Origin of the sequence: Acinetobacter sp. ANC 4169, assembly GCF_002135355.1 — a bacterium.
In the GTDB taxonomy this organism is placed as follows: Bacteria; Pseudomonadota; Gammaproteobacteria; order Pseudomonadales; family Moraxellaceae; genus Acinetobacter.
On the sequence record NZ_NEGE01000007.1, the window covers coordinates 102,752 to 124,696 of the forward strand.

General features: G+C 43.1%; 21 protein-coding genes. 9 read left to right on the forward strand and 12 right to left on the reverse strand.

Going from position 1 to position 21,945, the window contains the following annotated elements; translation table 11 throughout:
* Nucleotides 1–5 precede the first annotated feature (5 nt).
* The 3 genes from B9T26_RS07110 to B9T26_RS07120 all read right to left on the reverse strand — a co-directional run bounded on the left by B9T26_RS07110 (nucleotide 6) and on the right by B9T26_RS07120 (nucleotide 1,888).
* Nucleotides 6–776, reverse strand: a complete 771-nt coding sequence (locus B9T26_RS07110) for a transporter (protein WP_086199025.1) — start codon at nucleotides 774–776, stop codon at nucleotides 6–8.
* Nucleotides 777–791: 15 nt separating this feature from the next.
* Nucleotides 792–1,334, reverse strand: a complete 543-nt coding sequence (locus B9T26_RS07115) for an ankyrin repeat domain-containing protein (protein WP_086199026.1) — start codon at nucleotides 1,332–1,334, stop codon at nucleotides 792–794.
* Nucleotides 1,335–1,510: 176 nt separating this feature from the next.
* Complete coding sequence (locus B9T26_RS07120) at nucleotides 1,511–1,888, reverse strand: HPF/RaiA family ribosome-associated protein (RefSeq protein ID WP_086199027.1); 378 nt, start codon at nucleotides 1,886–1,888, stop codon at nucleotides 1,511–1,513.
* A gap of 492 nt (nucleotides 1,889–2,380) precedes the next feature.
* Between B9T26_RS07120 and B9T26_RS07125 the strand changes: the two genes are divergently transcribed.
* Together B9T26_RS07125 and B9T26_RS07130 are read left to right on the forward strand one after the other, a co-directional pair.
* Nucleotides 2,381–3,130 (forward strand): outer membrane protein OmpK, encoded by a 750-nt coding sequence (locus B9T26_RS07125; protein WP_086199028.1) that lies wholly within the window; start codon nucleotides 2,381–2,383, stop codon nucleotides 3,128–3,130.
* Nucleotides 3,131–3,241: 111 nt separating this feature from the next.
* Entirely contained in the window at nucleotides 3,242–3,748 is a 507-nt protein-coding gene (locus B9T26_RS07130; protein ID WP_086199029.1) for a GNAT family N-acetyltransferase, read from the forward strand.
* Between the two features lie 57 nt (nucleotides 3,749–3,805).
* On the opposite strand, the gene parE is transcribed toward B9T26_RS07130, so the two are convergent.
* Both parE and B9T26_RS07140 read right to left on the reverse strand, forming a co-directional pair.
* Nucleotides 3,806–5,686: a DNA topoisomerase IV subunit B gene (parE, locus tag B9T26_RS07135; RefSeq protein ID WP_086199030.1), complete on the reverse strand. Its 1,881-nt coding sequence runs from the start codon at nucleotides 5,684–5,686 to the stop codon at nucleotides 3,806–3,808.
* Between the two features lie 14 nt (nucleotides 5,687–5,700).
* Nucleotides 5,701–6,285, reverse strand: coding sequence for a YqiA/YcfP family alpha/beta fold hydrolase (locus tag B9T26_RS07140; protein WP_086199031.1), 585 nt, complete (start codon nucleotides 6,283–6,285; stop codon nucleotides 5,701–5,703).
* Between the two features lie 248 nt (nucleotides 6,286–6,533).
* Here B9T26_RS07140 and B9T26_RS07145 point away from each other — a divergent pair, with 248 nt between their 5' ends.
* Complete coding sequence (locus B9T26_RS07145) at nucleotides 6,534–7,865, forward strand: hypothetical protein (protein WP_086199032.1); 1,332 nt, start codon at nucleotides 6,534–6,536, stop codon at nucleotides 7,863–7,865.
* A gap of 61 nt (nucleotides 7,866–7,926) precedes the next feature.
* Here B9T26_RS07145 and B9T26_RS07150 read toward each other — a convergent pair whose 3' ends face one another.
* Both B9T26_RS07150 and gshA read right to left on the reverse strand, forming a co-directional pair.
* Nucleotides 7,927–8,451, reverse strand: coding sequence for a disulfide bond formation protein B (locus B9T26_RS07150; protein ID WP_086199033.1), 525 nt, complete (start codon nucleotides 8,449–8,451; stop codon nucleotides 7,927–7,929).
* A 21-nt stretch (nucleotides 8,452–8,472) separates the two neighbouring features.
* Entirely contained in the window at nucleotides 8,473–10,050 is a 1,578-nt protein-coding gene (gene gshA / locus B9T26_RS07155) for a glutamate--cysteine ligase (protein WP_086199034.1), read from the reverse strand.
* Nucleotides 10,051–10,275: 225 nt separating this feature from the next.
* Between gshA and B9T26_RS07160 the strand changes: the two genes are divergently transcribed.
* The 5 genes from B9T26_RS07160 (at nucleotide 10,276) to B9T26_RS07180 (ending at nucleotide 15,612) form a co-directional block, all read left to right on the forward strand.
* The gene (locus tag B9T26_RS07160) at nucleotides 10,276–10,815 is read left to right on the forward strand and encodes a DUF924 family protein (RefSeq protein ID WP_086199035.1); all 540 of its coding nucleotides are present in this window, start codon (nucleotides 10,276–10,278) and stop codon (nucleotides 10,813–10,815) included.
* 50 nt (nucleotides 10,816–10,865) lie between these two features.
* The gene (locus B9T26_RS07165) at nucleotides 10,866–11,417 is read left to right on the forward strand and encodes a CC0125/CC1285 family lipoprotein (RefSeq protein ID WP_086199036.1); all 552 of its coding nucleotides are present in this window, start codon (nucleotides 10,866–10,868) and stop codon (nucleotides 11,415–11,417) included.
* A 30-nt stretch (nucleotides 11,418–11,447) separates the two neighbouring features.
* Nucleotides 11,448–12,755, forward strand: coding sequence for a DUF445 domain-containing protein (locus B9T26_RS07170; protein ID WP_086199037.1), 1,308 nt, complete (start codon nucleotides 11,448–11,450; stop codon nucleotides 12,753–12,755).
* A gap of 212 nt (nucleotides 12,756–12,967) precedes the next feature.
* Nucleotides 12,968–14,758: an arginine--tRNA ligase gene (gene argS, locus B9T26_RS07175; protein ID WP_086199086.1), complete on the forward strand. Its 1,791-nt coding sequence runs from the start codon at nucleotides 12,968–12,970 to the stop codon at nucleotides 14,756–14,758.
* A 242-nt stretch (nucleotides 14,759–15,000) separates the two neighbouring features.
* Complete coding sequence (locus tag B9T26_RS07180) at nucleotides 15,001–15,612, forward strand: SPOR domain-containing protein (RefSeq protein WP_086199038.1); 612 nt, start codon at nucleotides 15,001–15,003, stop codon at nucleotides 15,610–15,612.
* Nucleotides 15,613–15,889: 277 nt separating this feature from the next.
* Here B9T26_RS07180 and asd read toward each other — a convergent pair whose 3' ends face one another.
* The 5 genes from asd to B9T26_RS07205 all read right to left on the reverse strand — a co-directional run bounded on the left by asd (nucleotide 15,890) and on the right by B9T26_RS07205 (nucleotide 21,229).
* Nucleotides 15,890–16,741, reverse strand: a complete 852-nt coding sequence (gene asd / locus B9T26_RS07185; protein ID WP_086199039.1) for an archaetidylserine decarboxylase — start codon at nucleotides 16,739–16,741, stop codon at nucleotides 15,890–15,892.
* Nucleotides 16,738–17,586 carry a sulfurtransferase gene (locus B9T26_RS07190; RefSeq protein ID WP_086199040.1) on the reverse strand — a complete coding sequence of 283 codons (849 nt, stop codon included), beginning with the start codon at nucleotides 17,584–17,586 and terminating at the stop codon, nucleotides 16,738–16,740. Before B9T26_RS07190 ends, asd begins: the two co-directional genes overlap by 4 nt.
* Nucleotides 17,587–17,696: 110 nt before the next feature.
* Nucleotides 17,697–18,902, reverse strand: a complete 1,206-nt coding sequence (pncB, locus tag B9T26_RS07195) for a nicotinate phosphoribosyltransferase (protein WP_086199041.1) — start codon at nucleotides 18,900–18,902, stop codon at nucleotides 17,697–17,699.
* A gap of 135 nt (nucleotides 18,903–19,037) precedes the next feature.
* Nucleotides 19,038–19,556, reverse strand: a complete 519-nt coding sequence (locus tag B9T26_RS07200) for an ankyrin repeat domain-containing protein (RefSeq protein WP_086199042.1) — start codon at nucleotides 19,554–19,556, stop codon at nucleotides 19,038–19,040.
* Nucleotides 19,557–19,708: 152 nt separating this feature from the next.
* Nucleotides 19,709–21,229 (reverse strand): catalase, encoded by a 1,521-nt coding sequence (locus tag B9T26_RS07205; RefSeq protein ID WP_086199043.1) that lies wholly within the window; start codon nucleotides 21,227–21,229, stop codon nucleotides 19,709–19,711.
* 229 nt (nucleotides 21,230–21,458) lie between these two features.
* Between B9T26_RS07205 and dtd the strand changes: the two genes are divergently transcribed.
* Nucleotides 21,459–21,899, forward strand: a complete 441-nt coding sequence (gene dtd / locus B9T26_RS07210) for a D-aminoacyl-tRNA deacylase (RefSeq protein ID WP_086199044.1) — start codon at nucleotides 21,459–21,461, stop codon at nucleotides 21,897–21,899.
* The last annotated feature ends 46 nt before the right edge of the window (nucleotides 21,900–21,945 follow it).

Genomic DNA, 21,945 nt, shown 5'->3' on the forward strand with positions numbered 1-21,945 from the left:
TTTAATTAAAATAGGAATGAAACACCCAAACCTGATTGATAGCTTTTATCTCGACCATTTAAGTCCACACCAATACTGGCATCCATTTGCACACGCTCATTCAGTGCATAGACAAGTCCGGAACCCAGTGCATATTCATAGTGTTGACTTTCGGCTTTACGATAGACCAGTTCAGAAAAACCTGACAATTTATCCGTGATTTTATATTCAATGGTCGGTACTGCAGTCACGGCCCAGTTGCTGTTTTGGACTTCATAACGCATGGTCATGGAAGTCGCAATTAAATCACTATAATCATAAGCCACAGCCGAAGTTAGGCTGTAAATATCATCTTGATTGCTAAAACCATCATTACCAGTTGCCAGAATAGCCTCGGCTAAAATAGCCATAGAAAGCTTTTCATCATCCAGATTAATGGCCTTTTTGATCCCAATGCTGACATCCCCCAGACCGTCTTCTTCAACAGACTGACCTGCCGTTTTGGTTTTTGACCAGGATGGACCTTGCCAGCCCAATTGCAATTCAAGATCCTGAGCTAAACCGGTACGCAATAACATGTCGGCATTTAAGCTGGTATTTTTAACCTTTAGCCCGTTTTCATCTGTGCTTTCCGAGTAGCTTAGGCTTGGTAAACCCTGTTCCCATGCCAGCTGACCGACTGGCGTAATACCTGTACCTATTCCTGTACCCGGACGGTCAAAAGAGAAATCGGCAGCCATCGCATTGATGCTAAAACCTGCTGCAAAAATGAAACTTACTGTTTTTAGGACTGGCATGAGTTGTCTCACTAATTATGTTAATTCTTTGGTCATTTTAGCCCCATAACTACGGAGCAATTCTAAAGTCTGCTTTTCTTCGGCCAAGGCTTCTGACCAGTTTATTTCATCAAAATCACAATCAAAGAATAAATCACTAATGGAAGATAAAATGGTTAGGCCATCTTCATCTTTGCTATTGGGATCTACTTTTTCATCCAATAAACGTTTTACTGCAGGCACACAGGCAGAACTGGCTGCATCCCATAATGGTCCATATAGTTCTTCTGCATCCCATAAATGTAAATTCACTTTGGCTTTAATCAAGGCATCCAAGATGTCCATATGCATAGCCAAATTTTGCTGTTTTTGTTGTTCTGATAAAGGTGAACCTGCCTCATAGGCTTCGCAAATCTGTTCCCACCAGTGAAACAGCCCATCAGACCAGACAGAAATTGCTGGACCTTTTTCCAGATCAATAAAATTAGGATCGAGACCTTCTGCCAAAAGACGTTGCACCTGAGCAAGATCTAGCTCTTCTATTGCCTGTACAAAGACTTGTTGTTGCGCTGTTAACATGGAGAAAGTTCTCTTCAATCATTTTTTGACTATTATGCCGAATAAACTGTCATTTGTTTTAGCTAAATGTATAACGAGTATATTTTTTATTAGTTTTGACTTATCGCGAATAGCGGATAAAAAGCCAATAAAAAAAGCTCCGAAGAGCTTTTTTATCGCTTTAAGCAAAATTTTGCTTAATGATTTACCTCATCCACATCACTGACTTCTGCGGTTTCAGCAAATTCAAGTGGCCCACCACGCGGGTTCTCTATTTTCTCGAATACATGTTCCAAACTGCGTTTTAAACGGTCGATCGCCCCATGGATAGCGGTATCAATATTATGCCCTCGATGATTGACCACCACAGGTTTCAAACCTGCCGGACGCGCTTCAATCATGCAGTTAATGTCATCTGCACCACCTTTGGCACCATTTTCATCGCTAAAATGAACTGAAAAATGGGTAATACGTTCACTATGACGCTGGAATTCTGCATTCAGTTCTGCACGAACATAAGTAATTAAACGATCACTATTTTGGATGTTTTTATCGGTACGGATTTCAATGTTCATATAATTTCATCCTCTTTATTCATCAAATCTTTTTTGTGCAAAACTTCTTATCTTGGCACGTTTAACCTTGCTGTTAAAAACAGCGCTGAGCATCTTCAAATCAGTCTGGAACGAATTCCTCCACATTGAACGATGAACACTTTTAAGTCTGCAGATTCGTGTCCTTATACCTCGAATATAAGGGGCTAAGCGAAGCAGATGCAAGCAGTATTTTGATATTTTTTTAAATTCCTTATAAAGAATAAGTGATTTGACTTTTCCCATTAAATAGTTTGATAAATCTCACATTATTTATTTGAAGCTAAAATTCCTTGTTTATATCGCTTTACCTTTTTTATCAGCATGTATTTTTTGGGTATCAAAGCTGTGTCGTCATTTTGATAAGGAGTGATCTAAGGAAAGAGACTATTTTTTTATCCATTGATCAATTTTGGCTTTATTTTTGTTTAAGAATCTGTATCCTTTGTGTGCTTCTCGGGGGAGATATTTTTGATGAAACTTACACAAACTTTTGCTACATGTGCATTGGCTTCAGCTGCTGCGTTCACACAGGCTTCGCCAGTGGTATGGCAAGACTTCAGCTTGACTGGTCTTTATGGTGATCACTATAAAGTGGGTACTGAAGACCGCACGACCGTGACCGCAGAATATGCAGCTAAACTCAAATACTCTGATGTATTTTTCTTTGTTGACCAACAAGTGGATGGCAATGACGAACAAAATACATATTTCGAGTTAGCGCCACGTTTAAGCTTAGGCGAAGTATCTGGAAAAGACCTCTCTTTTGGTCCAATTAAAGATGTCCTTATTGCGACAACTTGGGAACACAATGCAGGATATGATCAAAACCAAGAGTTTAATAACTTCCTGTACGGTATTGGTTTCGCTTTAGATATTCCATACACACAGTATGCAAATGTGAACTTCTATAAAGTAGATAACGATTCGAAATCAGCTTTCACTAAAGATGATTATCAAATGACGATCACTTATGCAGTTCCGTTTAAACTAGGTTCTGAAGATTTTCTGGTAGATGCCTTCCTGGATTGGTCAACAGCTGAAAAAGGCGCTCAAGCAAGCGAGCTGAACTGGACCAGCCAGTACAAATGGAATGTAGGTAAACATATTTCACCTAAAACTAAATTATATGTTGGTATCGAACACTCAGTTTGGAACAACAAATTTGGTATTCAGGGCGTCGATCAAAATGACGTAAGCGCATTGGTTAAATACCATTTCTAAGCACGTTTGTTTTCCAGCAAAAAAAGCAAGATTTCGGTCTTGCTTTTTTTATGCCTGAGCACCCGTTTTAAGTTTAAAATTTCCTCATCCTTAGCATTTTTTATTTTCCCTATGTCTGTGCAAATTCGACCTGCAGAACTTCAAGATTTAACAGCCATTTTAAATATCTTTAACCAAGAAATTTTAAATGGAACAGCAAATTGGCGTAATCAAGCTTTAAGTCTGGAAGAATATACACAGTGGTATCATCAGTTGCTTCGTGACCAGTTTCCATTATTGGTTGCTGTAGAATCTACAACTCAACGAATTTTAGGCTTTGCAGATTATGGACCGTTTCGAAGTCTCATTGGTTATAAAAATACGGTTGAACATTCAATCTTTATTCATCCAGATTTTCAAGGTTTGGGACTAGGTAAAGCATTAATGCTGAAATTGATCGAACATGCACGGCAGCAGCATCTTCATATCATGATTGCAGCTATTGACGCAGAAAATTCAGGCTCTATCCTGTTACACGAAAAATTAGGTTTTAAACAAACCGGCTATATGCCTGAAGTCGGACAGAAATTTGGGAAATGGCGTGATCTGGTGTTGATGCAATTCAATTTAGATGCATAAAAAAGCCCGCAATATGCGGGCTTTTTTAATATAGAAGTAATGACTTAACTTAAAAAACTAAACTGCCAGATCAGCCAGATTACCTTTCTGTTCTAACCAGTGTTTACGGTCCGATGAGCGTTTTTTTGCCAGTAATTTATCCAGTAGACCCGCGGTAAAATGCGCATCATCCAGATCCAGCTGTACCAGACGGCGGGTATTCGGGTCCATAGTGGTTTCACGTAACTGACTGGCATTCATCTCACCCAGACCTTTAAATCGGGTGATTTGCGGATTCTTGCTTTTACATTTTTTCAGAATGCTTTCCAGCTCGTCTTCATCCAGTGCATAGTGCACATCTTTAGCATCATCGATACGGAATAACGGCGGCATGGCCACAAACAGATGCCCTTCTTCGACCATAGTCGGGAAGTGTTTCACAAACAAGGCACAGAGCAAGGTTGCGATATGCAGACCATCCGAATCGGCATCGGCCAGAATACAGATTTTACCGTAGCGAAGTTCTGACAGGTCATCACTGCCTGGATCAACTCCAATCGCAATGGCAATATCATGCACCTCCTGAGAGCCCAAGACCTCATCAGACGAGACTTCCCAGGTATTCAAGATTTTCCCGCGAATCGGCATGATCGCCTGGAAATTCTTGTCACGTGCCTGCTTGGCAGAACCACCCGCAGAATCCCCTTCCACAATGAAGAGTTCCGATTCTTCCAAAGTATGGCCTACGCAGTCCGCCAGTTTACCCGGTAATGCAGGTCCAGAAACAATCTTCTTACGTTCAACTTTTTTTGCCGCTTTTAAACGGCGACCGGCTTTGGCAATTGCCAATTCGGCCAGTTGCATGGCAATGTCGGAATTTTGATTCAGCCATAGTGCAAAGGCATCTTTGGCGATATTTAGCATAATGCCGGATGCTTCACGGCTCGACAAACGTTCTTTGGTTTGGCCTGAAAATTGCGGTTCCTGAAATTTTAACGACAGGATGTAGTTCACCCCATCCCAGACATCTTCTGCAGACAATTTTAAATTACGTGGCAACAGGTTACGCAGCTCACAAAATTCGCGCATGGCATCGGTCACGCCTGAGCGTAAACCGTTGACGTGGGTACCGCCCTGCGCAGTAGGAATCAGGTTGACATAGCTTTCCTGAATCTGCTCGCCACCTTCGGCATTCCAGCAAATCGCAAATTCGGCACTGGCACGCTCAGCCTCACCACTGGCCACGAAAGCAGGGCTTGGAATGATTTCACGATCTTCAAGCTCATCCATTAAATAGTCAACTAGACCATTTTCAAACTGCCAGCTGATCTTTTCATCATTGATTTGATCAACATAGTTGATCTCTAAGCCTGCTGCCAAAACCGCTTTGGCTTTTAAATTATGTTTTAAGGCTTTTAGCGCAAACTTGGGCGAATCAAAATATTTGGCTTCTGGCCAGAAATGCACTGTGGTCCCAGTCGCACGTTTTGGTGCTTTACCCTCTAACACTTCAAGCGGTGCAACCGGCTCGCCCTGTTCAAAGGCCATTTTATACAGGTTGCCCTGACGCTGAACTTCTACTTCAACACGGGTTGATAACGCGTTTACCACTGAAATGCCCACGCCATGCAAACCGCCGGAAAACTGGTAGTTATCGGTGCTGAATTTACCGCCGGCATGCAGTTTGGTCAGGATGATTTCAATCCCGCTTTGGCCATATTCAGGGTGGATATCCACCGGCATGCCACGGCCATTATCTTCAACCGACAATGAGCCATCTTTATACACCGTGACGGTAATTTTATTGGCATGTCCTGCAAGTGCCTCATCCACAGCATTATCAATGACTTCTTGTGCCAAATGGTTTGGACGAGTGGTATCGGTATACATCCCCGGACGACGACGTACCGGATCTAAACCAGATAAAACTTCAAGTGATTGAGCCGTATATTGAGACACGTTGTACTGCTTCCTTAATTTATACAATCCGATAAAAACTGTAATGCCATCGGTATTTTGTCTGCGAAATTTTCCATCGCATGATTGCCTTTTGCTTCGGTAATCAGCATGGACTGATGCGAAACGTTGCTATAATAGCGCTGTGCCTCACGATAATCCAAAACTTCATCGCCTTGTTGTAATAACACTAAAATTTTGTCTGCATCGTGTACAAATGGCACTGCCATCTGCTCAAGCTGATCCAGATGGGTATGATCCAGCGTCCATTCAGCGCTGACCACATAGGGAATCTGCTCGATGCCAAATAAATCACGAAACAGTTGCCATGGTCGCATAGCGGGATTAATTAAAACAGCCGGTACACCATACTTTGCGACCAGCTGTGTCGCATAAAAGCCGCCCAGACTGCTCCCCACCAGCACCACCCGATCCAATTCCTCAATCATCTTGGCCACCTGTGCCAATGTCTGCTCTGGAGGCAGGTTGAGATCTGGCAGATGAACCTGAACATGATTCAGCTGCTGACAGTAGTCTTTAATTTGCTGTCCTTTTATCGATAAAGCACTGCTTTGAAATCCATGTAAATAAATGATGTTCATAGTTTTTATTGTATCATTGTGAAATTTATACTAGATTTATTTTATACACAAATCTCAGTTATTCATCTGTTTTAATGTAGATAAAATCCGAATTGTCAGACAAAAAAATTAATACCAAGGCTCAATCATCGTTATTGTAAAAGCTGTTCGAGACGAACGATATAAAATGAAAAGCTAAGAATTTATACCGTGATCCCAAGAAAAAATAAAGTGTATGGGAAACATGGTCAAAAAAAGGATAGGATCAAATGCCGAGTTTAACCCCATTGCATGAAACCTATTGTAAATGGGACCGTACACCGCCCAGTCAAGCTGATGTATTAGAAGGTCTCGCACAATTGGTGACCACACGTTTAAGCGACGTGATGCAGGACCTGATCCAGGCGATTCAACGCGAAATTTTAATTAGCGTGTTTGGCATGAGTGAGCAACGCTCGAAAAAAATACAAAAAATTCCTTATATCGACAAACTCTACCAGCTTTCATTCGACACCCTGCTCAATTACGGCAACTATTTACTGGCGCCGAGTTTACGTCAAATTATTGAAAAATATCCAAAATTACATGATAAACCGCTCACACCGGCACTGCACTTTTTAGTCGGCGTGCTCAACGGGGTACTGGGCGATTATTTATTAAAATACCAAAACCCGATGGCACTACCGATGGTGCTGTATGACCATTATGGCGGACTGCAAAAAGGCGACTTGTCCGGTCGTGTGGTGATTTTTGTGCATGGTTTATGTATGTCCCATTTAGAATGGTCTAACCATCAATATGGCGGTATAGGCGAGAAATTGCTGGCACAACGTGACCATAACACCATGCTATACCTAAGTTACAACACCGGGCGTCGTATCTCGGCCAATGGTCGCAGTCTGGCCAACACGCTGGAAGATTTGATTCGTCGTAATCCGCGCATTACCAGTATTGATTTAATCGGACATAGTATGGGCGGTCTGGTCTCGCGCAGTGCCCTGTTTTACGGCAAACAAAACATGTATCAATGGATGCATCTGACTGAAAATCTGGTTTGCCTGGGTTCACCCCATCATGGTGCAGTCTTGGAACGCTTTGGTTTTATTCTGCAAGATAAACTGGGACATTTCCCCTTTGTAAAAATTATCCGGCATATCGTCAATATTCGCAGCAATGGCATTCTGGATTTGCGTTATGGTAGTGTCCGTGATGATGACTGGGAACATAATCATGCCCGGATTGGCGGCATGGATGACAATCGTAAACCGGCACCCTTACCGAAACATATCAATACCTATTTCGTGGCAGGCACCATTGAATATGAAAATAAAAAGAACCGGACCTTAAAGGTACTGGGTGATTATCTAGTGAGTGTTGAAAGTGCTTTAGGCGAACATCCAAATCCGCGTTTTCAACTGAAAGTCCCGGAATCGCATAAAGCGATCTTTTATGGCTTAAGTCATTTTGAAATTAACTATCATTCCAGCGTGGCGGAACAGATCGTGAAATGGTTCTACCCGCCGCAAGATGAACAGATCAAAGAACAGGTACATGAATATCGCATGCAGCTGGAAGACTGGTCTAGGATTGCGCTGACTTAGGCAAACAGCTTAAGCAAACCATAAAAAAGCCAACTTAAAGTTGGCTTTTTTCTACACATCTCTATTTTTTCTTGGCGGCTTTATGGGTTACCAATGGATAGCGACGCAACAGTTGCCACAGGCTAATCAGGGCTAGTACAGCAAAGAAAGCCAATGACCACACCGGAAGGGATTGTCCCAACAAAGTCCAATCGACCTTGGCACATTCACCCGAACCTTTCAGCACCTGCTCAAACACCGACTTTAACGGCAAAGTTTCTACCCAGTAGTCTAAGCCAGGACCACAGCTCGGCACCTGATCGGGCGGCAAATTTTGCAGCCAGACATGACGTGCAGCCACCCCTGCAGACCAGAGTATACTGAGCAGACCCAGCAAGGCATAAAAACGTTTAAATGCGTTTGAAACAGGGTTATGCAGAAAAGCAATCAGCGATATGATCCCCAGCCCAATCAGGCCTATACGCTGAAAAATGCATAGTGGACAAGGCTCTAGCCCTTGTCCATGTTCTAAATACAACGCAAATGCCATTCCAATGACACTGGCTAAAAATAACAAACCACTCACGAAGCGATAACTCCATTGCATGGTAAATCCTCGTATTAATTTTTATCGGTAATCGGCAAGATATTGCTCAAAACTGAGCGTCGTATCCTGTTCCAGTTGTTGTTGTTGCTGCAATGACTGCCCCGCTAAACCATCAAAATAAGCCAAAGTATCCGGGCTTAATTTATGCTGTTCATAAGTTGCTGCGTGTTGTAATGCCATCACACTGCCAAAGCTCCAAGTCCCGCCATGTTCTAAAGTATCGGCAATGACTTGTGCTGACAAGGTTTCATCAACCTCATCAATACGGTCGAGCATCACCGCCAAGGCTGCTGAATACATCTTGGTATTATAGGTGGTATCCAGTAAATCAGCCCAAGGCTGCATTTTCATGACCTGCGCACGCGCCCAATCTTCAATCGGGTGCTTCCCAGCTGCATCCACAATAGCGGCATTTGGCGCACGGCCACGATTGACCACTTCGGCCTGATTATGCTCAATCTGTTCCTGTTCCGGGTCGAGCAAATCCGGGCTATCTTGTACCAGGCAATGCAGTGCCAACACTTCCAGAAATGCCGCCGTGTTTTCATCAATTCCGATCGGGCTATACGGATTGACATCCACTGCGCGCAGTTCAACATAACCGACCCCGCGATTTTTCAGCGCTTGGGATGGGGTTTCTCCTGCCTGAGGCACCTGTTTCGGACGGACCAGGCTGTAGTACTCATTTTCAATTTGCAGTACATGATCATTGATCTGAATCGGTTCACCGTGTTCATCATTTAAGCCTAAACGGCTAAAAGGCGCATAAGGCGTTTTCACGGCTTTCTGCAAACCGTCCAGATAACCTGACAGATTGTTGTAGTGAATACCCAATTGTTTCTGTGCAGAATTTTGATAACCAAAATTGCCCATACGCAATGCAGTCGCATATGGCAAGAACAAGGTACCTTTTAATAAAGGCAATAAATGATGGTCACGCCCGGTCATAAAACATTTACAAACCGAAGGACTGGCCCCGACCAGGAACATCACCAAGGGGGTTAAACGGATAAAGTTACGGATTAAGCCAAAGTAACGGTGACTGCGATAATCCTGCAAACTGAGGCTTTTTAGCGCTTCATCGCTTTCATGTTGTTGCAGTGCTTCAAACACTTGATCTGGAAAGGATAAATTATAATGCACCCCTGAAATGGTTTGCATACGGCGACCATAACGCACCCCTAAACCACGGCGATACAAGGTCTTGAAGCGTCCAATATTGGAGCTGCCGTATTGGGCTAAACGAATATTTTCTTCGTTATCATCCAGCATACACGGCATCGACAAGGGCCACAGTTTTTCATCATTTTCCAGGTGGCGATGTGCAATGGCATGAATATCGGCCAAATAATCGAGTGCTTTTTTAATGCTGTCTTGTGGAGGGGTAATAAACTCCATCAAGGCTTCGGAATAGTCCGTGGTAATGTGCGGATGTGTTAATGCCGACCCCAATGCTTTTGGATGCGCTGCTTGTGATAAAAAGCCATTGCTTTGCATACGCAGGCTTTCACGTTCAATACCACGCAGCATGCCATTAAACAGCGAAGAATCCACCCAAGCTGGTACCACAACTTGAGAGGTCGATTCGGGTTGACTCATTACAATCTCGCTTACCGGAAGATAACTACTAAATAGAACGACTAAAATAAAATCATCAGTTTATATCAGTATAACGTGAATTGGGGCAGTCAAATCATGCCCTGTCTAGTTTTCAAGCAAAACAACAACTTATTTTCTGGCAAATTTTTATCACAAAGTTACTCTATAAGACATCTGAATTTTGTGTTTGTATTGAATAATAAGTGCTAAGGAATTGTAAATATTATGAATTATCCAGATATTTTGGACTTTTGGTTTAATCCTGAAACCCAGCCGCTGTGGTTTGCTAAAAGTGATGATTTTGATGCACTGATCAAGCAAAAATTTCAGGACATTCACCAAAAAGCCGCACATGCCGAACTGTGGTCATGGCGTAAAACTGCTGAAGGCCGGCTGGCAGAAATTATTGTTCTGGATCAATTCTCACGTAACCTGTTTCGGGATCAAGCCCAGGCCTTTGCTCAGGATTCCTTGGCATTAATACTGGCACAAGAAGCCATTAGCCTGGATTTGGATAAACAATTAAGTCCAGAACAACGTGCGTTTTTATACATGCCCTTTATGCACAGTGAATCGAAACTGATTCACGAATTCGCGTTAAAATTATTTCAACGCTTAAATAATCCGATGAATCTGGATTATGAAAAAATGCATAAGGCAATTATTGACCGTTTCGGGCGCTATCCGCATCGCAATGACATTCTGGCGCGTACCTCAACTGCAGAAGAGCTCGAATTTTTAACCCAACCGAACAGTCGTTTCTAACCATTTATTGTGTCTCCTCCCTCGCACAGTAAATTGTATGGAGGTTTAACATGAAGAATAGCATTATATTCAGCATGGTCGTGGCAATGGCCCTGTCAGGCTGTGCAACCACACCTTCCAAACCGCTGACTTTTGACCAGCTGGGACAATTCAGCAATACGCCTTTGAATACGCAAACCTATCGCATCAGTTTTCAGGCCCGTCCCAATATGAGTTTTGGAACTGCAGAAGAAATTACCTTGGTGAAAGCCGCCCAGACCACGGTACAAAACGGATTCCGCTATTTCAAGGTACTGGATGATCCGAGTAACCGTAACCAGCCACCACGTCAGGCAGTGGTCTATTCCAGCCCGATGTATTATCCCTATGGCTATTATCGCCGTTACCCTGGCTTCTGGCCTGACCCGTTTTATGACATGCCGCGCGTGGTGACTATTGACCCGGTACAAGTTTCCTATACCATTGAATGTTATAAAGATCAGAAAAAAGCACCGGATGATGCCTTTGATGCCTATTTGATTTTAAAAACGTTAGGACAAAAGTATGGCCTAAGCCCGAGCGGCCAGGTACTACCGCCACCCGTGCCGAAAACAGCAAAATAACAATAGCCTAGCCACTCACAGGAATCTTGCATGACCACAGCGGAAGCAATCACCACACCGAGTTTGCAACGCAGTAAACGCTTTGCCACCATTGCCTTAATCAGCGCCATTGTGATCTGGTTAATACTCATGCTGGTGGCCAAGCTGATTCCTGAATATGCCTGGCTGATTCATATTTTGATGCTTTCCGCCGAAGCGGGCGTGGTCGGCGGACTAGCAGACTGGTATGCCATTACCGTGCTGTTCCGCAATCCGTTTGGGAAAATGCCAATTCCCAAGTTCCTGCTCGATCACACTGAAATTATTCCGCGCAACAAAGCCCGGATTGCCGAATCCATGGGACGTTTTGTACAGGAAAACTTTTTATCTCCCCAAGTGGTGGAAAGAAGCCTAAAAAGTACCGATCTGAGTCTGGCCATCGGGCAATGGTTGGCAAAACCGGAAAATAACACCCAGGTCACGCAAGTCATTCAACAAACCGTACCGAAGATTTTTGAATTTATTGGTCAGGAACAGATTGGAAATTTTATTCAAAACAATAGCGTGCAATGGGTGCGCAATACGCGGGTCAATACGCTGGCCAGTGAAATGCTGCGCGCAGTCCTGGAAAATGACTTTCATCAGGATGTGTTACAGCGTGGACTCGATTTGGCCCATGGCTGGATGGTGTCGCACCCTGAGCAGGCACGGGAGCTGAGCCGCCAACTGTTCAAAGAATTAGGCGTATGGAAACTGGCCAAAGGTGCCAGCTGGATTGGGATTGATGTGCAGCAACGCACCATCGATTCACTGATTGAACGGGTGGAATCCATGCTGGCCGATCCGCAGCATCCCTGGCGGCAAAAAATTGAACAGATGGGCCAGCAGCTGATGCTGGAACTGGCCGATAATGAAAGTGAGGCCAGTGAGCGTTTAAATCGTAGCAAAGATGCCCTGCTGGATAGTCCACAGGTACTGAATTTTATCAGTGGTGCGGTAGTCATTCTCTGTGATGCCATCAAGGCCGATTTACTCAAGGCAGATTCAGGTATTGCGCAAAACCTGCGTGTTGCGATTCAACAGCTCGGGGAAAATATCATGTCCAATCCGGCAGTACGTCAATTGCTGAATGAACGAATGAGTGGACTTGCCGTCAATTTAAGTGATCAATACAGTGAAAAAGTGATCCGTTTTATTAGCGAACGCATTCATGAGTGGGATTCGAGCGAAATGATCGACAAAATTGAAAATGAAGTCGGTGGCGATTTACACATGATCCGGGTCAATGGTGTGGTGGTCGGTGGTTTTATCGGTTTGGTGCTGGGGATTATTCGTGCGCTGATTGACTGGGCGCTTTAACGGATTTAAGGCCTCAACATATAATCTTGCTAAGCTAAAAAGCAGCATGTATGCCATAAATCATGCTTTTTTGCATCTTTTGCAGAATTTATTTGACCTCAATTCTACGCTCGTTGTCGGACAAGATTCATTCAATACAAATGGGTTCACCTAAAGAGCACGAAATTTGCTATATTTGCTGTTTTTCTGCGACATTTATTTTTCGACTGATTATGAATACGGCAATACAAGCAGCTCTCGATCATGCAGTGCAATCTCTTCAAGCTGAAGGTGTACTTCCATCCGACTGGAATAACAGCGGTCATTTAACGCGAACCAAAGACCGAAGCCACGGTGACTTCGCTTCAAATATTGCAATGATTGGTTCTAAAGCTGCGGGTATGAAACCTCGTGATCTTGCAGAAAAAATTCTTGCAAGCCTTCCTGAAGTAGCAGACATCAGCAAAGCAGAAATTGCGGGTCCCGGCTTTATTAACTTCTTCTTGAATGCCGACCAACGCTTCGCTGTTTTAGATCAAATTCAAGCGCAGCAGGATCAGTTTGGCCGTACTCAAGCCAATGCCGAAAAACGCATTCAAGTCGAATTTGTTTCAGCAAACCCGACTTCTAGCCTGCACGTAGGTCATGGCCGTGGCGCAGCATACGGTATGACAGTTGCCAACTTATTAGAAGCAACAGGTGCCAAAGTTGACCGTGAATATTATGTCAATGACGCTGGTCGTCAAATGGATATCCTGGCAACATCTACATACTTACGTTACTTGGAACTCACCGGTCAGCAACTGGTTTTCCCTAAAAATGCCTATCAAGGCGACTATGTAAAAGAAATCGCGCAAAGCATTATTGACCAGGATGGCGATGCTTATGTACGTCCTGTTGCAGATGTTTATAAAGATGTTCCTGAAGATGTACAGTTTGCTGCTGAACTCGATGCTGATGGCAACAAGGTTGTGCTTTCAGGCGATAAAGAAAAGCACATCGATGGCTTGATTTTCAATTCACAACAATTAATCGGTCAAGGCTACCGCGTTTTCTTGCAAGCCGCATTAAAAGCCATTCTTGATGATATTAAAGATGACTTGGGCGAATTTGGTGTGACCTTCAATCAGTGGTTCAGTGAAGAATCATTGACAGATAAAATTGAAGAAGCGCTGCAAACGCTTGATCAACGCGGTTTCTTGTATGAACAAGACGGTAACATCTGGTTTAAATCGACTGAATTTGGCGATGAAAAAGACCGTGTGGTGAAACGCCGTAATGGTCAAACCACATATTTCGCCTCTGACATTGCTTACCACCTGAATAAATTACAACGTGGCTATACCGATATCGTAGATATCTGGGGTTCAGACCACCATGGTTATATTGCACGTGTTAAAGCTGCCATTGATGCGATGGGTTATGACTCGAAAAAATTGACCGTTCTTTTAGTCCAGTTCGTCAGCCTATGGCGCGGCGGCGAGATGGTACAGATGTCATCCCGTTCAGGTCAGTTCGTGACTTTGCGTGACCTACGTAAAGAAGTCGGCAACGACGCAGCACGTTTCTACTACGTGATGCGCAAGTCTGAACAGCACATCGACTTTGACTTAGACCTTGCTGTGTCGCAAAGCAAGGACAATGCCGTGTATTACATTCAATATGCACATGCGCGTATTTGCCGTATGCTTGAAAAAGCAGCCTCTACCAATGTGAATTTTGCTGCCGCGAATGCACGTCAATTTGCTGCAAAACTTGATCTTGATGCTGAAACTGAAATTTTAGCCAAACTTGCGGCCTATCCTGAAATTGTGATTCGTGCAGCCAACAGTTATGAACCGCATCAAGTCGGTAACTATCTGAAAGAATTGGCAGCATTATTCCACGGTTGGTATAATGAGCATAAAGTACTCAATGATGATGCTGAACTTACGCAAGCCCGTTTATTGCTTTCAGTAAACGTACAGCAGGTTTTACGTAATGGTTTAGAATTATTAGGTGTATCTGCTCCTGAAGCAATGTAAGCAAAACAACGTTTTGCATCGCCGCAAGACCGAAAGCTATGCTTGAGGTGGCAATGTAATGTGGCAATGCAAATAACGTAACGCCCTTGTGCAGCGATGTTACTTACACTGAAAGTCATGTTTGTGATCATGTAAACTTAGCTAATGATTTATAGACAATAGGGTAAACAAGGTATTATTTTTAAAATAAAACCTTGTTTTTAAATAGATTTAAATCACAAATAACACACGAGGAATCCCACGTGTTTGGAAAAACGCAGCGCGGTGTCTCTGAGCGACCGAATAAGCCGAAAAAGCCATTGATTCCTGCATGGCTGGGAACGCTTGTCGTTATTTTAATCGTGTTGAGTTTTGCTGTAGCTTTGATGCTATGGAAACCGTGGGCACCGGTTAAACCGAAAAATCAGATCAGTTCTGAACATTATCAGGAAGATACCAACAAAGATTATCGTTTCTACGACTTATTGCCACAGCAGCAAGTCACGCCTATTCCAGATCAGGCAGTGCCTGAAACCAAGAACTCTGGAACCGTGGTGATTGTTGAAGCACCGGAAGCAGAAACGGCTCCTCCGGCTGAGGCAGCCGAGCCAGGACTGGAAACGTCTGAAGCACCAGTTGCCCACCAGCCAAGTTATATACTGCAGGTTCGTAGCTATCCCGATCCGGATAGTGCCGATGCCCGCCGTGCCGAAATTATCTTGAATGGTTTATCTGCGGATGTGGTGAAAACAGTGGAAGGCGGTCAAACCTGGTATCGGGTGATTTCTGGGCCTTATGATTCTTCTGAAGCTGCGATTATTGCCCAGCAAACCTTACAACGCAGTGGCATTGATTCGATTGTGGTAAAACGCTAACTTGAATCCATAAAAAAGCGCCTCAAATGAGGCGCTTTTTATTTTAAAAGTAGATTTCCCCTCCTTTACAAAGGAGGGGTTAGGGGAGGATTTTTTGAAGATAATACTTGAAGCAATTTATTTTAAAGGAAGAAATTAATACCTCCCTTGCGCACTCGAAATATATTTAGAGGATGCTTACCTTTAAAAAAGGGAGGAGTTCCCTCCTAAAGGAAAAGCTCCTTCTCTTGCGCCATATATTGCTCAGGGAGAAGGCGGGGATGAGGGTAAATTAAACTTAAACCGTATGCCCTAAAGCCTCGCCCATCACTACAACAGAATTGGCTTTAAACATCGCATCCCATTGCATTTTATCTTTTTCAAATAAAATTACTGCAGTTGAACCCAAGTAGAAACGCCCCAACTCTGCCCCTTTTTCAAGGAACAGGTTGTGCTGGTTCAATTCCAGATGTCCAGTCGGTTTCACCTTACCGGTGGCTACAGTTTCAATGCCTGCAACAATCATGGCACCCACTAAAACCACCGCCATACGACCCAGTTCAGTATCAAATAAGCAGACCATACGTTCATTACGGGCAAATAGACCTGGAATATTTTCCGCTGTGGTTTGATTGACCGAGAACAATTCACCTGGTACATACAGGGTTTCAGTCAAAGTACCAGCGAAAGGCATATGCACACGGTGGTAATCTTTAGGCGATAAATACACTGTGGCAAAATGACCATTTTTAAAGGGTTCTGCCAATTGCGGATCGGCAATCAATTTTTCCACCGAAAAACTTTGCCCTTTGGCCTGAAAAATATCGCCTTCTTCGATTTTACCCAGCTGTGAAATTGCGCCATCTGCAGGTGACACAATACTATGGGCATCACTATCGATTTGACGCACACCCTGTTTTAAAGAGCGGGTAAAAAATTCGTTAAATGATTTGAATTTCAATGCATTGCTTTGTTCAGCAATCGACATATCAATTCCATACTGGGCTTTAAAAGCCTGAATCACGGTATTTTTGATCATCGGATGTTCACTGGCAGCCAGTTTACCCACGACACGAGATAATTGGTGTTGTGGCACAACACGTTGTGCTTGAATAAATAGTTGTTTTTTTAAACGTGATGCGAAGCTCAAGATGGTAACTCTCCGGTAATAATCGGACTGTCGGGACGGTTGCCCCATTCACTCCACGCACCATCATAAGCCTGAATTTTCCAACCGAGTAACCGGCCCAAAATATAGGCCAAACCTGAACGGTGATGTGACTGACAATACACCACTACAGGTTGTTTTAAATTGAAACCCAATTGTTCCAAGCGTTGTTGAGTGCGTTCTAAGGAATGTAATTTTAAATGATTTTCACGGTTTAGGGCAGTACTCCATTCAAAATGTCGGGCATTTGGAATGTGACCGCCGCGTCGCGCTGCGAGTCGAAGACCGATATATTCATCTTCGGTACGGCAATCCCACAATTGAATGTCATGGTTTTGGACTTGCTCTAAAAGGTCGGCATATTCAATACGGTATTGATCAATATGCGCCTGATTGATTTCCACCAGCTTATCTACAGGTGTAAAAGTTTCAGCTGCTGAGGAAGTCGGCAAACCCGCGGCCAACCAGGCATGAATACCACCATTCAATAAACTGGTATTTTCAAAACCCATACAATGCAGGTTCCAGATCAGGCGCCCTGCCCATGCGCCACCTTCATCATCATAGGCAACCACATGATGTTCCGGGGAAATATTCAAATATTTAATCAGCGCTTTTAAGCCCTCTACATCGGGCAATAAACCTGAGGCTTGTTCTTCTTGACGTACCAGCTGCTTCGGTTGAACATGAATAGCATGCGGAATATGCAATTGATCATAAACAGAACTACGGCTTAAATCGACAATGCGTAATTTTTCATTGCCTAAAAACGGAACCAGCTCTTCTGCTTCTATCAGCAGACCAAAATTAAATGCAGATACAGTCATACTTTTCATGTTTTATTTAGATCAACAGGACGATCTTAGCATAACTCGTTTTCACTATTATGCTGATTTTTTGCTTTCCTTTAGCAAAAAATCAGCTATATCAATCATGATTATGCCGGTTCGGAAAGATTAAAAACCTGACGCAGATAAGCCAGAAAAGTATCGTTATCGGTCATGGTTTTTCCTGGACTGTCGGAAATTTTTGCTACAGATTGACCATTACATTCCACCAGTTTTAACACAATATTTAATGGGGTTTGTCCCATGTCATTGGTTAAATTGGTGCCAATCCCAAAGCTGACCTGGAAACGGTCTTTAAAGTATTGATGCAAGTTCCAGGCTTTTTCAATATTCAAGCCATCACTAAAGGTGAGCATCTTGGTTTTGCTGTCAATTTTTAATTTCTTATAGTGGGCATAGGCTTTATCCCCCCATTCGTAGGGATCGCCGCTGTCATGACGCAGGCCATCAAACAGTTTGGCAAAATACAAGTCAAAGTCACGTAAGAAAGCATCCATCCCGACGACATCAGTTAGGGCAATACCTAAATCACCACGATATTCCTGTACCCAGGTTTCCAGTGCCGCTTTCTGGAAATCGCGTAAACGTACATCCAAAGCCTGAAAAGCCTGTAAAAATTCATGTGCCATGGTGCCAATCGGGGTAATGCCGAGTTGCTTGGCAATCAGGACATTGCTGGTACCACGGAAAATATTCGGTACGGCCGCATGAAATTCTTCAATCACATGTTTTTGCCAGGCATAGCTATAACGACGGCGGGTACCAAAATCGGACACCAAAAATGGTGGATCTTCCGGATTTTGTTCTGATTGATATTTTTGCGTCAGGGCAATTTTCGCCTGTAAGCGACGCTCGCCTTCTGCCAAGACTTCATCCCTACGAATACGCGTGAAATACAGTTCATTGACAATGGCCAGCACAAAGATTTCAAACATCATCGCCTGAACCATGGGTCCCTCAACCCAAATATCCAAACGACCTTGTTCATCAATACTGACTTGAATAAAACGACGTTTCAGCTGGAATAATTCCAGATAATCGACAAAGTCACTTTTGATAAAACGTAAACTGCGAAGATAGAGCAGTTCATCTTCTTTAAATTTAAGCTGGCATAAATAATCGAGCTGCTGATTCAAATCATCCAGAATATCCGTCAGTGGATAAACGGTATCCTCTAAATTACGGCAACGGAAATGATAAAGACTGTGAGTTTGAGGAAATTTATGTAATACCACCTGTAACATGGTGAATTTGTACAAGTCAGTATCAAGCAGAGATTGAATGATTGGAGGCATATTTCGTGAAATTTCGCTGTGCTTAATACATTAAAGCACAATTTGCAGCTTGATATGACTAGTTTTAAGTACAGCGCTATCGGGCTGGATCAAGCTCGTATCGGCACAGCATATTGAGATCGGTGCTGTTCTGCTTTATTTCTTTTGTTCTTGAATCATTTTTTGCAGCTGTTTTTCCTGACCAATCACTTTGGCAAATTCAGCTGCGGTTTTTTGTCCGCTTTGCTTGGCATTCGCATCGCAATCGATCTGGCGTAACTGTTTTACAATTGCCCATTCCAGCTTGAACATTGCACCCATCATGGCGGTATTGCCTTTGCTGTCACGTGCACAACGGTCGGCACCATATTTCAATAATGTAGTAACGCTATCTTGATGACCATAATAAGCTGCCATCATCAAAGCAGTATAACCTGCGCCATTACGCACATCGACAGGAAAGCCGTGTTTTAAAAACTCATGAATCACTTCCTGATGACCGGTTTTTGCCGCAGCAAAAAAGATATCGATCAGTTCTTGCTGTGAATTGATTGCTTGTTGCTGAGTCACTTGAGCCGGTTCTTGAGCATGAATTTTAGTGATACCGAAAGTAAGCAAAGTCATCAATAAAATACTCGCAAGCGACATCATTACACCGTTCAATATGACTTTCATTTCAACAGCCCTCAGTTTGCTTATGACAAAATATTGGAAATATAAAATGCCTGTAAAACTCCCCTAGGGTTGCAGGAAAGGATTTGAGTTTTACAGGACTTCTCGGTGGTGACTCCTAAGCCCTAGTCACCGATTTGATCAACCAACCGGAATTAGTCTTTCAATTTTGCTGCTTTTGCTTTCACAGTGGCGATATCGCCCTTCACTGCTTGAGTTAAGCGAGTACCGTAGTCAGCATCAGCCTTGTAGAAATAAGACAGCATGATGTGCTTGGTTTCTGAATCTTTTACAGCGCCCAAATCAGCCGCCAAGTTACGGATCAAATCGTTTTTCTCGGTTGCTGAGTAAGAACGATACAACTCGCCCGCCTGTTTAAACGGTTGCTCTTTCTTGATGGCTTGCTGAAGCACTTTCTCGCCAAGTGGCGTATTGATTGCTTTCGCGGCTGGCGTTGCAGGTTTTGGCTCTTTCAGGCTTGGCTCATAGTTCACGTCAGAATCACGCTCAGACACATTCATGTGACCTTCTTGATTGTTGTTATTTACTTTAACAACTGGACGGTTCACAGGAATTTGCTGATGGTTCGCGCCTAGGCGGTACATTTGCGTATCTGAATAAGAGAAGATACGGCCTTGTAACAAGCGGTCTTCAGATGGCTCAATACCCGGTACCAGATTGCCTGGTGCAAATGCCGACTGTTCAGTCTCATTGAAGAAGTTCTTCGGCATACGGTTCAAGGTCAAGGTACCGACTTTGGTTTCTGGGATTAAATCAGTTGGCCAGATTTTAGTTGGATCCAGCGGGTTAAAATCGAAACTGTCGAGGTCTTTCGGATCAAGCACCTGGATGTAAAGATCCCATTTCGGATATTTACCCGCATTGATATTGCTGTACAAATCGTTGGTCAAATGGTTGAAATCTTTGCCTTGCATAACGGCAGTTTCTTCCATGTTCATCCCTTTCACGCCTTGCTTGGTACGGAAGTTAAATTTCACGTACTTGTATTCGCCTTTGGCATTGTAAAGTTTGAATGCGTGCACACCAAAACCGTCAAGATGACGATAGCTCACCGGTGTACCCAAGTTAGAGTACACATAAGTCAGCATGTTCACTGCCCATGGTTGGCTCTGTAAGAAATCAAATACACGGTTAGCATCTTGAACATTCGATACCGGGCTTGGTTTCATTGCATGAATGAAGTCCGGGAATTTGATTGCATCACGGATAAAGAATACCGGTAAGTTATTACCGACTAAGTCCCAGTTGCCTTCTTGAGTATAAAACTTCAAACCAAAACCATGTGGGTCACGTAAAGTTTCCGGTGAACCTTTAGGATGAATTACGGTAGAGAAACGTAAGAATACTGGAGTCTTGGTACCTGCTTTAAACAATGATGCAAGTGTTAAGTCAGATAAATCTTTGCTTGCAACGAATTCACCATAAGCGCCTGTACCACGTGCGTGTACCACACGCTCAGGAATACGCTCACGACCAAAACGTTGAAGCTTTTGAACTAACTGTACATCTTGAAGTAAAGTCGGGCCATACTCACCAGCAGTGATTGAGTTTTGATTATCACCCACTGGCGCACCATTATCTTTGGTTAATGCCGCAGCTTGAGTCGTAGCTGTTGCAGTTGCAAGCATTGCAACTAGTAAAGAACGCTTAAACATCGTCTTAATCTCTCTTATTCAGACCTTTCCTGCAGAGGCTAAGTTACCGAATGTTTATCAATTGTTAAAACAATTTATTTTTATAAATTCAATCGATTTAATAGATCAATTAAAATTAATCAATTATTTTTCATATATTTATAGTATATCTTTTAAGCAATTTTCATTTTTTATCATGCGGTTTGCTAGAATTCTTATCCGTCAAAGATGATGTGAGCCAATACGAAAAATGCGTGCTTTATTACAACGAGTTCTAGAAGCCAAAGTTGTTGTGGATGGTGAAACCACTGGGCAAATTGAAAAAGGCATTTTGGTTTTTCTGGGCCTAGGTAAAGAAGACAATCTGGAAAAAGGTAAAAAGCTGATCGACAAGATTCTAAAATATCGTTTTTTTGATGATGAACAGGGCAAAATGGGCTGGAATGTAAGTCAGGCTGGTGGTGGATTATTATTGGTGTCACAATTTACCTTGATGGCACAAACACAAAAAGGCTTACGTCCTGACTTTGGGCCTGCCATGCCGCCGAGTGAAGCAAAAGCTTTATATGAAGCACTGGTCGACTATGCCAAATCTCAATTTGAGCATGTGCAAACCGGTATTTTTGCAGCCGACATGAAAGTGCATCTAGTGAATGATGGTCCGGTGACATTTAATCTGGAAGTTGAATAACGTGACACTAACCCGTCATAAAAAAGCCCTCGATTGAGGGCTTTTA

Coding starts and splice junctions, on each gene's coding strand:
- B9T26_RS07160 (WP_086199035.1), top strand. CDS start 10,276: ATGAATTATCCAGATATTTTGGACTTTTGGTTTAATCCTGAAACCCAG.
- B9T26_RS07200 (WP_086199042.1), bottom strand. CDS start 19,556: ATGAAAGTCATATTGAACGGTGTAATGATGTCGCTTGCGAGTATTTTA.
- B9T26_RS07115 (WP_086199026.1), bottom strand. CDS start 1,334: ATGTTAACAGCGCAACAACAAGTCTTTGTACAGGCAATAGAAGAGCTA.
- B9T26_RS07145 (WP_086199032.1), top strand. CDS start 6,534: ATGCCGAGTTTAACCCCATTGCATGAAACCTATTGTAAATGGGACCGT.
- argS (WP_086199086.1), top strand. CDS start 12,968: ATGAATACGGCAATACAAGCAGCTCTCGATCATGCAGTGCAATCTCTT.
- B9T26_RS07165 (WP_086199036.1), top strand. CDS start 10,866: ATGAAGAATAGCATTATATTCAGCATGGTCGTGGCAATGGCCCTGTCA.
- B9T26_RS07120 (WP_086199027.1), bottom strand. CDS start 1,888: ATGAACATTGAAATCCGTACCGATAAAAACATCCAAAATAGTGATCGT.
- B9T26_RS07140 (WP_086199031.1), bottom strand. CDS start 6,285: ATGAACATCATTTATTTACATGGATTTCAAAGCAGTGCTTTATCGATA.
- gshA (WP_086199034.1), bottom strand. CDS start 10,050: ATGAGTCAACCCGAATCGACCTCTCAAGTTGTGGTACCAGCTTGGGTG.
- pncB (WP_086199041.1), bottom strand. CDS start 18,902: ATGCCTCCAATCATTCAATCTCTGCTTGATACTGACTTGTACAAATTC.
- B9T26_RS07190 (WP_086199040.1), bottom strand. CDS start 17,586: ATGACTGTATCTGCATTTAATTTTGGTCTGCTGATAGAAGCAGAAGAG.
- B9T26_RS07170 (WP_086199037.1), top strand. CDS start 11,448: ATGACCACAGCGGAAGCAATCACCACACCGAGTTTGCAACGCAGTAAA.
- dtd (WP_086199044.1), top strand. CDS start 21,459: ATGCGTGCTTTATTACAACGAGTTCTAGAAGCCAAAGTTGTTGTGGAT.
- B9T26_RS07205 (WP_086199043.1), bottom strand. CDS start 21,229: ATGTTTAAGCGTTCTTTACTAGTTGCAATGCTTGCAACTGCAACAGCT.
- B9T26_RS07125 (WP_086199028.1), top strand. CDS start 2,381: ATGAAACTTACACAAACTTTTGCTACATGTGCATTGGCTTCAGCTGCT.
- B9T26_RS07130 (WP_086199029.1), top strand. CDS start 3,242: ATGTCTGTGCAAATTCGACCTGCAGAACTTCAAGATTTAACAGCCATT.
- B9T26_RS07150 (WP_086199033.1), bottom strand. CDS start 8,451: ATGCAATGGAGTTATCGCTTCGTGAGTGGTTTGTTATTTTTAGCCAGT.
- B9T26_RS07110 (WP_086199025.1), bottom strand. CDS start 776: ATGCCAGTCCTAAAAACAGTAAGTTTCATTTTTGCAGCAGGTTTTAGC.